The organism is Mucilaginibacter celer (genome assembly GCF_003576455.2).
GTDB classification, from domain to species: Bacteria; Bacteroidota; Bacteroidia; order Sphingobacteriales; family Sphingobacteriaceae; genus Mucilaginibacter; species Mucilaginibacter celer.
This window is the reverse complement of the sequence record NZ_CP032869.1, coordinates 4,724,880-4,737,821: the sequence shown is the minus strand read 5'-3', so window position 1 is coordinate 4,737,821 and position 12,942 is coordinate 4,724,880. Positions and strand designations below refer to the sequence as shown.

Annotated in this window: 10 protein-coding genes and 1 tRNA gene; 6 read left to right on the top strand and 5 right to left on the bottom strand. The window is 45.3% G+C overall.

The annotated features are described in order from the left end of the window. Positions 1–57: 57 nt before the first annotated feature. Positions 58–2,142, top strand: a complete 2,085-nt coding sequence (locus tag HYN43_RS19380; RefSeq protein ID WP_205589789.1) for a beta-galactosidase — start codon at positions 58–60, stop codon at positions 2,140–2,142. A gap of 51 nt (positions 2,143–2,193) precedes the next feature. Then, entirely contained in the window at positions 2,194–2,397 is a 204-nt protein-coding gene (locus HYN43_RS19375; RefSeq protein WP_119410910.1) for a DNA-directed RNA polymerase subunit alpha C-terminal domain-containing protein, read from the top strand. A 160-nt stretch (positions 2,398–2,557) separates the two neighbouring features. Here HYN43_RS19375 and HYN43_RS19370 read toward each other — a convergent pair whose 3' ends face one another. From HYN43_RS19370 to HYN43_RS19350, 5 genes are all read right to left on the bottom strand, one after another. Further along, positions 2,558–3,490, bottom strand: coding sequence for a bestrophin family protein (locus HYN43_RS19370; RefSeq protein WP_119410909.1), 933 nt, complete (start codon positions 3,488–3,490; stop codon positions 2,558–2,560). Between the two features lie 32 nt (positions 3,491–3,522). Beyond that, positions 3,523–4,014, bottom strand: a complete 492-nt coding sequence (locus tag HYN43_RS19365) for a hypothetical protein (RefSeq protein ID WP_162996548.1) — start codon at positions 4,012–4,014, stop codon at positions 3,523–3,525. A 268-nt stretch (positions 4,015–4,282) separates the two neighbouring features. Further along, complete coding sequence (locus tag HYN43_RS19360) at positions 4,283–5,650, bottom strand: HAMP domain-containing sensor histidine kinase (RefSeq protein WP_119410907.1); 1,368 nt, start codon at positions 5,648–5,650, stop codon at positions 4,283–4,285. After that, positions 5,647–6,330, bottom strand: coding sequence for a response regulator transcription factor (locus HYN43_RS19355; protein WP_119410906.1), 684 nt, complete (start codon positions 6,328–6,330; stop codon positions 5,647–5,649). Before HYN43_RS19355 ends, HYN43_RS19360 begins: the two co-directional genes overlap by 4 nt. 319 nt (positions 6,331–6,649) lie before the next feature. After that, positions 6,650–9,784, bottom strand: coding sequence for a glycosyltransferase family 117 protein (locus tag HYN43_RS19350; RefSeq protein ID WP_119410905.1), 3,135 nt, complete (start codon positions 9,782–9,784; stop codon positions 6,650–6,652). A gap of 215 nt (positions 9,785–9,999) precedes the next feature. Here HYN43_RS19350 and HYN43_RS19345 point away from each other — a divergent pair. From HYN43_RS19345 to pth, 4 genes are all read left to right on the top strand, one after another. Next, positions 10,000–10,070: transfer RNA gene (locus tag HYN43_RS19345), tRNA-Gln, on the top strand. A gap of 168 nt (positions 10,071–10,238) precedes the next feature. After that, entirely contained in the window at positions 10,239–11,183 is a 945-nt protein-coding gene (locus HYN43_RS19340; RefSeq protein ID WP_119410904.1) for a ribose-phosphate pyrophosphokinase, read from the top strand. Positions 11,184–11,423: 240 nt separating this feature from the next. Continuing rightward, positions 11,424–12,008, top strand: a complete 585-nt coding sequence (locus HYN43_RS19335; RefSeq protein WP_119410903.1) for a 50S ribosomal protein L25/general stress protein Ctc — start codon at positions 11,424–11,426, stop codon at positions 12,006–12,008. Between the two features lie 288 nt (positions 12,009–12,296). Further along, positions 12,297–12,857, top strand: a complete 561-nt coding sequence (gene pth, locus HYN43_RS19330; RefSeq protein WP_119410902.1) for an aminoacyl-tRNA hydrolase — start codon at positions 12,297–12,299, stop codon at positions 12,855–12,857. Positions 12,858–12,942: the final 85 nt, after the last annotated feature.

Here is a 12,942-nt window from a genome sequence, read left to right as displayed (position 1 = left end):
TACAATTAATTTGTACTTTCATCAGCATAAGCCATTTAGCCTGAAATTAGCCTTTTTATGAAAAAGATTTACCTGTTGCTGCTTGTTGTGCAGTTACTTTTTGTTTTGCCTGCCGTAGCCCAATATCCTAAAATGGATAAGCTGCTTTACGGCGTAGCTTATTACGATGAGTACATGCCTTACGAACGGCTGGATAAAGATGTGCAGATGATGAAAGCCTGCGGCATTAACGTGGTACGCATAGCCGAATCTACCTGGAGCACCGAGGAGCCGCAGGATGGCGTTTTTGATTTTACACATATTGATAGGGTATTGAACGCCATGCAAAAAGCAGGCATCCACGTTATCATCGGCACGCCAACCTATGCCGTACCCACCTGGATGGTGAAGAAACATCCCGAAATACTGGCCATTACCCCATCGGGCCAAAACCAGTATGGTGCAAGGCAAAACATGGATATCAGCAATAAAGACTACCGCTTTTATGCCGAACGGGTGATCCGCAAAATAATGGAGCATGTAAAGGATAACCCGGCAGTGATAGGCTACCAGGTGGATAATGAAACCAAGGCTTACAACACTGCCGGGCCAAATGTGCAGGCCCTGTTTGTAAATTACATGAAAGCCAAATACAAAACGCTCGATAATATCAACCACATTTTCGGCCTCGATTATTGGAGCAACCGGATCAATAACTGGGACGATTTTCCATCGATGATCGGCACCATCAACGGTAGCCTTGCTGCCGAGTTTGCCAAATTTCAACGGCAGTTAGTTACCGATTATTTAGCCTGGCAGGCGGCCATAGTACGCGAGTACAAACGCCCCGACCAGTTCATTACCCAAAACTTCGATCTGGAATGGCATGGTTTCTCCTTCGGGATCCAGCCGGATGTTGATCACTTCGCGGCAGCTAAAGCTTTGGATATAGCAGGTATCGATATTTACCACCCCAGCCAGGATAAACTTACCGGTGTAGAGATCTCTTTCGGTGGCGATGTGGCCCGATCGATGAAAGGCGGCAAAAATTACCTCACCATCGAAACCGAGGCACAGGGCTTCCCGCAATGGGTGCCTTATCCGGGCCAATTAAGGCTGCAGGCTTTCAGTCACCTGGCATCGGGTGCCAACATGGTGAGCTACTGGCCATGGCACTCCATCCATAACTCGGCCGAAACTTACTGGAAAGGTTTGTTAAGCCATGATTTTGAACCCAACCCCGTTTACGACGAAGCCAAAACCATCGGCAAAGATTTCGACAGGCTGAGCGCCAAACTCATCAACCTGAAAAAGAAAAACGATGTAGCTATCCTGTTCAGCAACGAGGCGCTGAGCGGCTTTAAAGCTTTTGGTTTTGGATGGGGCGTACGCACCGGCTATAACGATGTACTGCGCCAGTTTTACGACGGCCTGTACCACATGAACGTAGGCTGCGATTTTGTTGACCCCACAAGTAAAAATATCGAAGATTATAAACTGCTCATCGTGCCACTGTTGTACGCCGCACCGGATAGCCTGCTGCAACGCCTCAACGCCTACGTTAAAAACGGTGGCCATATTATCTACACTTTTAAAAGCGGTTTTGCCGACGAAAATGTAAAAGTGCGCACCACGCACCAGCCCGGCATCATTAACGAAGCCTGCGGAATTTACTACAGCCAGTTTACCGAGCCCAGCAACGCCTCATTAAAAGTGGATAACTGGAACCTGAAACCCGAGGATAAAAAGCTCAACACCTGGATGGAGCTCATCACACCAACCACGGCCAAAGTGCTGGCTTATTATGATCACCCGGTTTGGGGCAAATACGCGGCCATCACCCAAAACAATTATGGCAAGGGCGTGGCAACTTACATAGGCGCCATTACCACCAATGCGGTTACTGATAAGCTGATTGCTGATGAGGTGAAATCGGTTGGTTTATGGGGAGACGACCAGCAACTGGCCTGGCCTTTAGTTACCAAGCAAGGTATTAACCAAAATGGAAAAGCAGTTCATTACTATTTTAACTATTCGGCTAATGAAAGCAGTATCACCTATCCTTATAGCAATGGTAAAGAACTTTTATCAGGCCAGGCGATAAGCAAAGGTGGTAATTTAAAACTGGAGCCCTGGGGGGTGAAAGTCATCGAAGTGAATTAATGGGGATATCTACAGGGAGTTTTAAATTTGATATAATCAATTTAAACCACTATGGAAGCTAAAAATACCACTTCGCCGTTCGGTAAGCTCGGCAATCCCGCGCAGCGGGCTTTGGCTAACGCGGGCATTACCACATTGCAGCAATTATCAACATTTACCGAAAAAGAGATTTTGAAATTGCATGGGATGGGGAAGGCTTCGTTACCGATATTACGAAGTGCGTTGGAGCAGGTTGGGTTGGCTTTTGCCGGGTAGTTGCGTTGCAAACGCAAACCCATATTAAGCGCTCGTTGCAAACGAGCGCGAGGTTATAACAAAAAAATGCGCCTGTTTCACAACAGACACATAAACCAATATATAGATAGAAACAAATTTTAAATAAAAAACCTGTGCCTTCCCGCACAGGTTTAAAAGCTTACAGTATATAATATACTTCGGCTTTGTTGGCAACAGTATGGGCTGTTGCCCGCTCACCCTCATGAGTATCGTTTAACATCTGTTTCAAATCGCGCTCAATTGTTTGCGATATAGCAGTTGTTGGTGTATCGGTAGGTTTGTTTTCAAACGGATCCTGCAGGTGGATAGCCATTTTCTCAACCAGTAAAAATGCCGCGGCTATAGCAATGATCAATGGAACCTCGAACATGCCGAAGTATTCTATCAGTCCGAATGGCAGCAGCATAATGAACAAGTACAGGCAAAAATGAATGTATAAGCTGTACGTTACCGGGAAAACGGTATTTTTAATACGCTCGCATTTGCCCATGGCATCGCAAAGGCGGGTTAGCGTACCATCTATCTGCACCTGCTGGTAATCATTAAGCCAACCGTTCTTGTAAGCCAGTTTCAGATCAAGGCCGTGCAGTTTCAACAGGCTGTTTGGTACATTGGTAAAACGATGGGTAAATTTTATTTCCTCATCAACCAATAAACCCTCTGTTTTGGCGTATGGGTCCTGCTTGCGCAATGAATGGCTGAGGCTGTAGCACCAGGCTATCTGGCGATGAACAAAGCGCTTTTTAAAACCCTCTATTTCTTCGCAGGCCGCGTTGTCGCCATCTAAAAAGCTGGTGAGTTCGCGGGTAAGTGAGCGCGAATCGTTTACAATAGCGCCCCAGATGCCCCGGGCTTCCCACCACCTGTCGTACGCCTGGTTTGAGCGGAAGGCCAGTAGCAGGGATATAATGGTAGCCAATATAGCCGGTACAGCAATAGGGATCGAGATCCGGTATTCGGGTAAAAACTTGTGGAACAAGGCTATCATTACTGCATACCCGGCAACCAGTAACAGCTCGTTCTTAATTTTTCCCACCACGTATTTTACCGGGATATTTTCTTTCAATAGCATAGATTTCTTTTTTTAATGAGTTTGATAAATAATTAAACTTCCAGCAGTTCGTGCTCGGCCTCGGTTTTAACAACGGCTTTGGCCTGCTCAACCCCGGCTTTAACGGTTAGTGTTTTGTAGCCGCTGCGCTGCATTAAAATGGCAGGGTTAAAGCTGTTTGGGGTAAGCTGCTGGTAATCGTGACCTTCGGGCATGGCTATCAGGCCAATCTCATTTTCTTCGAGGTAGTTTTTAAATACAGCTACGGTGTTGCCGTAAAAAAAGTCGGGCGCAAGGTTAGCTATTTGCTCAGGGTAATCATTTTTAAGCATGGTACAGCCGGCATAAAACTCATCGCTGATGAGGCGGTATTCGCGGCTGCGGCGCGATAACAAAAGCAGATCGGATATCGAATCAGACAGTTGCAGGAAATGTACCAATGATATATTAAGCTTTTGCTTAGGGTAACGCGCAACCAAAGCAGGAATAATATTTAACGATGACAAGGCGAAATCAGACGGAATGAGAATGTTCAATGTTTTCATGACGACACCTTTTTTAGTTTACTATTATTGTTTATTGATACAATAATCGGTACCGGCCATTAAAGCGGTTTAAGAAGGAAATTAGAATGCGATTAGAGCGTATTCGTATAGGTTGTAGGTAGGGTTAAATCTACTGAAATCGTCGTGCTGAACTTGTTTCAGCATCCCACAGGACAGGTGGACGGTTGATTGGCGTGGTGGCTCAGCATGTGGGATCCCGAAATAAATTCGGGATGACTGTAAGAAGCGGCAAATATATTAATTAAAACTACTCCCCCCTGTAAACCGGCAGCATCACCCTGATCTCGGTACCCTCATCCTCCTTAGAGATTATGCCGATATTACCTTTATGCAATCGCACAATATTAAGCGCCAAGGGCAAGCCAACGCCATGCCCTTCATATTTACCGGTATTTGACGCCCGGAAAAAAGGTTCGAATATGTGTTGTACATCTCCGGCGGGGATGCCTATACCCTGATCTTTCACGCTAAAAATAATGCTGTTATTTTCGGCATATACTTTTAGGGTTACTGGTTTGTTTTCTGAATATTTACAGGCATTGAGGCCGATATTGCTGATAGCCAGTTTAAGCAGGTTGATATTGCCCTGGGTTACCAGTTTATCCGCATCATCGGGCAGGGCCGAAAAATCGATACTAAGGTTATTGGCAGGGATAATATGATCAACCGCTTCTTTTACCATAAAAGCCAGCTCATCGGCACGGATGTGTTCCCAGTTTTGTTTTTTGCCGTCGAAACCGCTTTGGGCCAGGCCTAACAAACTGGTGATGATATCCTGCAGGCTTTGGGTACCGTTCAATATCTCGGTAAGGTTTTTATGCAGATCGGCTCCCGGTTTATCCAGGCTTTTGAGGGTAAGCTCGGCCTCGCCTTTAATAATAGCCAGAGGGGTGCGCAGTTCGTGCGAGGCGTTGCTGATAAAATTGTTCTGGGTTTCGAAGGCCGTTTCCAGCCTGTCGAGCATATTATTAAAAGTTTGGGTAAGTTCGGCAATTTCGTCTTTGCCGGTGTAATCTTCCAGGCGCAGGTGCAGGTTACTGGCGGTGATGGTATTTACTTTTTTGATGATTTTGCGCACCGGTTTAAAAGTATGGTACGAAAACCGCCTGCCGATAACGTAAACGATCAGTATCGAGATCAGGAAACTGATGATGAGCACCTGTTCCAGATCGTTTAACTCGCTAAGCCCGGATGGGTTAGTTGCCGAAACTACAATAATGGCATCCCCCTCCGGAAAGCGAAATATATTACCCGCATAAAACACGTTATTAGCCTTAAACCTCGATTTTCCTTCGGCCAGGATATTATCTATCAATTTACGCGGAACACCTTTTACTGTTTTGCCTTTGGTATAAACTTCGGGTTTAATAACGTATTGTTTTTCGTCGATAAGCCGCTCGAGGTAGCGCTGGCGGATCTCTTTGTACATACCCAGGCTGTCGCGATCATTCAGGTGATGGATTTGTGAGGAGATGTTTACACGGGTTTCCAGGCGCTTATAAAAATCATCGAAGGTAAACTGGTGCACAAAGTAAAACACGGCACCGCTTAGTACCAGTATTACGGATACGGTTAGGCCCATAAACAGCAGCGCTACCTTTTTCTGGATGGTCATGCCGCGTTATGCTTTAAAATATAGCCCATGCCTATCACCGTGTGGATCAGCTTATCATCAAAATCCTTATCCACCTTTTTGCGCAGGTAGTTGATGTACACATCAACCACATTGGTGCCCATGTTAAAATCAATGCTCCAAACATGCTCCAATATCTCTATCCGGCTAAGCATGTGGTTTTTATTCTTAGCTAAAAATTCCAACAGGCGGTATTCGGTTGCGGTGAGGTCAATGCTTTTGTTGCCTCGCTTTACCGATTTTTCATCGCCGTTAATTACCAGGTCGGCAATTTGGATGATGTTGGCAGGTTGCGCCATACCGGTATTGCGGCGGGCCAGGGTGCGGATGCGGGCATTAAGCTCGGCCAGGCTGAAAGGTTTAACCATGTAGTCGTCGGCACCGCTATCAAGGCCTGTTACAATGTTTTCGGTAGTGCCGAGGGCGGTGAGCATCAGTATGGCGGCGTTCTGGTTGGCCTGTCTTAACCTGCGGCATACTTCTATGCCGTTGATGCCCGGCAGCATGATATCCAGTATAATCAGTTGGAAGTCCATTTTGATGGCCATTTCCAGGCCGGTATTGCCATCGAGAGCTACGCTTATTTCGTGCCCCTCGGCCGTAAGGTCGCGCTGGATAATGGATACCAGTTTGGGTTCGTCTTCAATCAGCAGGATTTTCATTGTGGCAATGTTATAAAATTCAATGATATAATCAATAAATATGCGGACTGTTTTGATTTGTTTAGCCTGCTACCGGTTGAAGTTTAGCGCCAGCGTAACTTCGACCTAAACTGTTGGAAGCATTCTGCTTCCGCGATTTAAGATAAAAGCGATTAACGTAAGAATACTCAAGCTGAAAGCTTGAGACACTTTAGGACGAAGTTACGCTGCGCTAAACTTCGACCAGTCCTTTAAACTTCAACCAGTCCTGAGGGGACAAAAAGGCGTAAACAAAAAATGCCCGCTCACCGCGGGCATTTACTTATATCAAAAGTGAGATTTATTTCTTCTCACTCATCCCAAACTTTTTCTCATAACCACTCAGCTGTACGCTAAACTTAGCATACAAAGGTGATTTAAATTGTTTGGTAAACTCAACCAATCCACCCAATATCTGCATGGAGTATTGAATATCCCGGCTTTCTAAACTTGTTTCGCCTTTTTGCAGCAGGGCATAGTTATAATCAAGCAGGTTGGTTACATAATCGCCAACCTGGCCGGCAATTTTGTTACCCAGTTGGATGTTGTTCAGTTTGTAAGCGTTATCAATCATATAATACTTGCGCACCGCAATCTCCAGCGAGTTGATGGTGCCCGGCATTACCTCATCATATTTTTTAAGCACCCGGCGGGCCGAATCAACTTTACCTTCTTTAATCAAATCATCAGCCAGGGTTGAATACAGGCGGGTGATGAGCGGGTAAAACATCGTTAACGATTCATGATCCAGATAGCTGGCATTTTTCATGTTGCCCCATTTGTACTTGTTCAGCATGTTATCATACATTTTGCCGGTGTTGCTGGCCTCTAAAGGGGCTACAGCAGTATCCGGTTTTAAGGGCAAAAGGCGATAAGCAAAACCCTCGTTATACATGTATTTATCCAAACCTATCATATTGCTGTTTGGTACCGTGATAGAAAAATATACAGGGCGCTTCCAATCATTATGAGCCAGGATATCCATCATAGCCAAAATATCCTTGGTAACATAGCGGCCCTGGAAGGTCCAGTCCATTTCGGGGGCTATTTTGGCTTTGTCGGCCTCGGCCACTGTGCCTGTTTTCACCACTTCATCAGGGTTAACGGTAAGCTTAAACTTATTGGTTGGCAAAAAGTTGGCCGATTCGCCGTTGCTGTATTGAGCCATCGCTTCCTTTTTGTCGGAAGTAATGAAATCAAACACGTCTTTTAATTCTGAAGCTCCCGGAATTTTCTGATCATCGAAATAGATCACATCACGTACGCCGGGTTTAAACTTATCGTTAGGCATAGTGATAGGCAGCGGGGCCGATTCATTCATTTTATTTTTCATGCCGCGGATATACCAGTCGGTACCCAGCAAACTCAGGTTAACAATGCGCACATCGGGGCGTACGTTTTCAACTTCCTGTATGTACCAAAGCGGGTAGGTATCGTTATCACCATAGGTAAACAAAATGGCATTTGGTGCGCAGGAGTTAAGGTAGTTGTACGCCATATCATGCGGGGTAAGCTTGGTTGATCGGTCGTGATCATCCCATTCCTGGTTAGCCATCAGCAGCGGGGCAGCCACCATACAAACTGCGGTGGCAATAATAGCACCCAATCTGGCATTGATTTTTTTGCTGATGATATCGGCAATGCCAATTACACCCAAACCTATCCAAATGGCAAAGGCATAGAACGAACCCGCATAAGCATAATCACGTTCGCGGGGTTGCAGCGGATCCTGGTTAAGGTAAAGCACAATGGCCAAACCGGTAAAGAAAAACAGGATGAGCACAATGCCTGCATCGCGCTGGTTACGCATAAAATGGAATACAGCGCCAAACAAACCGATGATAAGCGGTAAAAAGAACAGGCGGTTATAGCTTTTGCTTTGTGTAACCGAGTAGGGCAGGGGCTTATTAAAATTCCAGCCGCTTATCCATTCGCCATCAGCACCGGTACCCAGGCTTTGGCCGTCCAGATCGTTGGCACGCCCTGCAAAATTCCACAGAAAATAGCGGGTGTACATTTGGTTTATCTGCCATTTGGCAAAAAAGTTAAGGTTGTTAACAAAGTAAGGATGCTCGCTTTCGCCCAGGCCGGTCCATTCGCGGTAAAACTGCGGGTGGCCAGGCTTATCGCTAAACATACGCGGGAAGATGGTATTACGATCATAAACAGTAGTCAGTTTTTTGCCGGCAACTTCGTATTTGGTTTCGCCGCGGCGATAGATATTGGCACCCTCGGTTTGCGCGGTAGCTTCCGAATCAAAAAACTGGCCGTAAAGCAGCGGGGTATCGCCGTACTGATCGCGGTTAAGGTAGCTGTTAAGTGCGAAGGCATTTTCCGGGTCGCTGTTGTTAAGGTTAGGATTGGCTTTGGCCCTTACCACAATCATCACAAACGAGCTGTAGCCAAATAAAATAAAAGCGAGGCAAACCAACACGCTGTTCAGCGCAAAACGCTTTTCGCGGATTCTTACAACATACTCCAACACCACCAGTAAAATCACACTTATTATCAATCCCACTATACCTGCACTGATACCCAAAGCCAGCGCGAAAGCTACTGCTGCTAAAATAATGGCCGGCTTAGCTGGTTTAACCGTATAATAAATACCCGCAACTATGATAACGATAACCAGCAGGAAAAATACAATGGCACCGCTGCCAAAACCCATACCGAGGGTGTTTACAAAAAGCAGATCGGAAAAGGCGGCGCCTTTAACAGTAAACTGAATGACGCCCCAAAGTACAAAGGCCAGCGCAACTATGCTGATGGCAAAGGCACCTATAGTACCGGTAGTAGTTACATTTTTTGCCCTGCGGAAGTAAATTACCAAACCGATAGCAGGGATCACCAACAGGTTTAACAGGTGGATGCCGATTGAAAGGCCCATGATATAGGCAATAAACACGATCCATTTATCGGCATGCGGCTCATCGGCATGGGCATCCCATTTTAAAATCGCCCAGAACACAACAGCTGTACATAATGATGACTGTGCATAAACTTCCGATTCGACAGCCGAAAACCAAAAGGTATCCGACCAGGCGTAGGCTAACGCGCCAACCATGCCTGCTCCTAAAATTAATATCAGGTTGGTTACATTAAGCTGCTCCTGCGTTTTTACCAAAAGCTTTTTGGCAAGTGCAGTGATGGTCCAGAACAGGAACATGATAGTGGCACCGCTGGCCAGTGCCGATGCCATATTGGCCCAGTAGGCAACTTTGGTATTATCGCCCATAGACAGGAGGGTAAACACCTTACCAATAATAGTAAACAAGGGCGCACCGGGTTGGTGGGCTACCTGCAGGCGGTAAATACAGGCAATAAATTCGCCGCAATCCCAAAAGCTTGACGAGGGCTCGAGGGTTAAAATATAGGTTATTGTGGCGATGGCAAAGGCCGCCCATCCGAAGATATTGTTGAGCTTTTTGTAATTCATGTTCAGGATACTATCTATAAAAACAGGATTAATGCAGCCGAAAATACTAAAACTATTGTGATGTTGATGCTAAAAGCGGTGGTTTGGGGGCTATTTGAAATTTATTTTGCTGTGTTTTAAGGGGTAATGAATTTTTTTAAAATTCTGTTTTGACTTTCAAATATTCGCGCTATATTTGCATTCCTTTTCGGAGAGTAAAACAAACCAAAGGAGATTGCCTGATAGTATAATGGTAGTACGACGGTTTTTGGTACCGTTTGTCTAGGTTCGAATCCTGGTCGGGCAACAATTTTAAGATTTCGGATTTCGAATTTTTGATTTCGGATTTATTCCGTTTTAAAAACTTGAAATCCGAATTGCGTTTTAAGAGGTTTGCAGGCGGGAAGCCTTATCCAAAAGATAAGGCAGAATAATCAATCCGAAATCGAACATCCGAAATCCAAAATCAAACAAGATGCCCTTACAATTTAACCCGGTTAAGTTATTTGCAGGATCAGGTTCGCAAGCCCTGGCGCAGCACATTGCCGATGCTTACGGCCGCGAATTAGGTGAAGTTGTGATCTCGCGTTTCAGCGATGGTGAATACCAGCCGCATTTTAACGAATCGGTAAGGGGATGCGATGTTTTCCTGATCCAGTCAACCCACCAGCCTACCGATAATTTAATGGAATTACTGATGATGGTTGATGCCGCCCGCCGTGCATCTGCCCATTATGTAAATGCCGTTATCCCGTATTTTGGTTTGGCCAGGCAGGACAGGAAGGATAAGCCACGTGTGGCCATCGGTGCCAAACTGGTAGCCAACCTGTTGGTTGCAGCGGGTATTAACCGCATCATGACCATGGATTTGCACGCAGCGCAAATTCAGGGATTTTTTGATGTTCCGGTTGATCACCTTGATGCATCCATCATTTTTGTGCCTTATATCAAGAGCCTTGGTTTAGAACATCTTACTATCGCTTCGCCTGATATGGGCGGATCATACAGGGCCCGTAACTTTGCCAAGTTTTTTAATGCCGAGGTTGTAATTTGCGATAAACGCCGTAAACGCGCCAACGAAATTGAAGCCATGACCCTGATAGGTGATGTAACCAACCAGGATATTGTGCTGATAGATGATATCTGCGATACTGCCGGTACCCTTGCAAAAGCCGCCGGCCTGATCATGGAGCGTGGTGCACGCAGCGTACGCGCGGTTTGTACCCACCCGGTACTATCAGGCAAAGCGTACGAAACTATCGAAAACTCGGCTTTAACTGAGTTGATAGTGACAGATACCATCCCGCTTAAGCAGCAAAGCTCAAAAATAAGGGTGCTTTCAACTGCCGAGCTGTTTGCAAAAGCCATTGGCAATGTGAACGAGCATGGTTCGATCAGTACTTTGTTTAAGGTGGATTAATTTGAAGTTCATAGATCATGGTTGATGGTTCATAGTAATTATCTATCGTGAAAGAAGTTCATGGTTGATAGTTCATAGATCATAGTGAGCATTTATCATGAGAATAAAAGAAGAATAAATTAATGGGGAAATAGGTCATGAACAATGATCTATGAACCATGAACTAAAAAGGCCTTGTGGCAAGTAGACCATGAACAATGATCTATGAACCATGAACTAAATAAAATAAATAGATAAAAAATGAAATCAATTGCTATTAGCGGTTCTCTAAGAGAGAACGTAGGGAAAAGAGACGCGAAAGAGCTGCGTTACAATGGCCAGGTGCCTGCAGTTCTTTACGGTGGGCCAACCCAAACCCACTTTTCGGTGTCCGCAGCTGATTTGAGAGCCGTAGTTTACACTCCGGTTGTTCATTTCATCGATCTGGAAATTGCCGGTGTTAAATCACAAGCTATCATCCAGGACATCCAGTTCCACCCACTAACTGAAAAAATCACTCACGTTGACTTTTTATTGTTAGACGAGAAAAAACCTATCGCCATCGAGATCCCTGTTAAATTAACCGGTACTTCGCCAGGTGTTAAAGTAGGTGGTAAACTGGTACAAAAATTAAGGAAACTGCGTATCAAAGCGCTTCCGAAAGATCACCTTGATGCTATCGAAGTAAGCATCGAATCGTTAGAAGTAGGTAAATCAGTTAAAGTATCTGATATTAAATTAGATAACTTAACTATCACCAACGCTAAAGAAGACACTATTGTTTCTGTAACTACCTCACGTGCATTACGTCAGGCAGAGCAGGAAGCGGCTCAGGGCAAAAAATAATTGCCCCTCTGCCCCTAAAAGGGGAGGAAAAGCTGAAATTAAAAACAGCGGTAGAGGTTACTCTATCGCTGTTTTTGTTTGGGTAATAAATAATATCTTCGCATAAAATTTAAAATTGATCACTCACAAACGTCTGAAAGGATAACCGACACGTCATTGCGAGGAACGAAGCAATCGCACATAAGCAGGTCCGCCCTGTATAGTCCGCGATTGCTTCGTTCCTCGCAATGACGGTTGTTGTCAGCTTTAGATGCTTTATTAACTTCCCCCTTTAGGGGGCCAGGGGGCATGAAATATCTAATTGTAGGTTTAGGAAATATTGGTCCGGAGTATGCCGATACCAGGCATAATATCGGTTTTATGGTGTTGGATGAACTGGCTAAGCAGGAGGGAACGCGGTTTCAAAATTCGCGGTTGGCTTATTACACCGAAGTATCGCACAAAGGCCGTACCCTGTGCCTGGTTAAACCTACCACCTACATGAACCTGAGCGGCAAGGCGCTTAACCACTGGATGAAGGATCTGAAAATTCCGATAGAAAATGTGTTGGTTATTGTTGATGACCTGGCCCTGCCTTTAGGCACCCTGCGTTTAAAACCCAAAGGCAGTGCCGCCGGCCATAACGGCCTTAAAAATATCGAAGCTACTTTAGGCCATAGCAATTACGCCCGCCTCCGTTTTGGTATTGGCGATAATTATCCCAAAGGCCGCCAGGTTGATTTTGTGCTGAGCAAATTTGATAAAGATGAACTGCCCGAACTTCCCGCATTGATCGACCGCTCCATCGAGATGGTGAAAAGTTTTGTAACCATCGGCACCGAATTAACCATGACCCGGTTCAATAAGTAACATCACTGTTACAAACTAATATTTTAGTTAAAATGCCGTTCAAATCGTGATTCACGTTGTAACGTGATACGCGTTCTTACGTCTT

Bases quoted from the DNA above. Each gene is read 5' to 3' on its own strand.
- HYN43_RS19340 (WP_119410904.1), top strand. From the start codon at position 10,239: ATGCCCTTACAATTTAACCCGGTTAAGTTATTTGCAGGATCAGGTTCG.
- HYN43_RS19370 (WP_119410909.1), bottom strand. From the start codon at position 3,490: ATGCTATTGAAAGAAAATATCCCGGTAAAATACGTGGTGGGAAAAATT.
- HYN43_RS19375 (WP_119410910.1), top strand. From the start codon at position 2,194: ATGGAAGCTAAAAATACCACTTCGCCGTTCGGTAAGCTCGGCAATCCC.
- HYN43_RS19355 (WP_119410906.1), bottom strand. From the start codon at position 6,330: ATGAAAATCCTGCTGATTGAAGACGAACCCAAACTGGTATCCATTATC.
- HYN43_RS19380 (WP_205589789.1), top strand. From the start codon at position 58: ATGAAAAAGATTTACCTGTTGCTGCTTGTTGTGCAGTTACTTTTTGTT.
- HYN43_RS19360 (WP_119410907.1), bottom strand. From the start codon at position 5,650: ATGACCATCCAGAAAAAGGTAGCGCTGCTGTTTATGGGCCTAACCGTA.
- HYN43_RS19350 (WP_119410905.1), bottom strand. From the start codon at position 9,784: ATGAATTACAAAAAGCTCAACAATATCTTCGGATGGGCGGCCTTTGCC.
- HYN43_RS19335 (WP_119410903.1), top strand. From the start codon at position 11,424: ATGAAATCAATTGCTATTAGCGGTTCTCTAAGAGAGAACGTAGGGAAA.
- pth (WP_119410902.1), top strand. From the start codon at position 12,297: ATGAAATATCTAATTGTAGGTTTAGGAAATATTGGTCCGGAGTATGCC.
- HYN43_RS19365 (WP_162996548.1), bottom strand. From the start codon at position 4,014: ATGAAAACATTGAACATTCTCATTCCGTCTGATTTCGCCTTGTCATCG.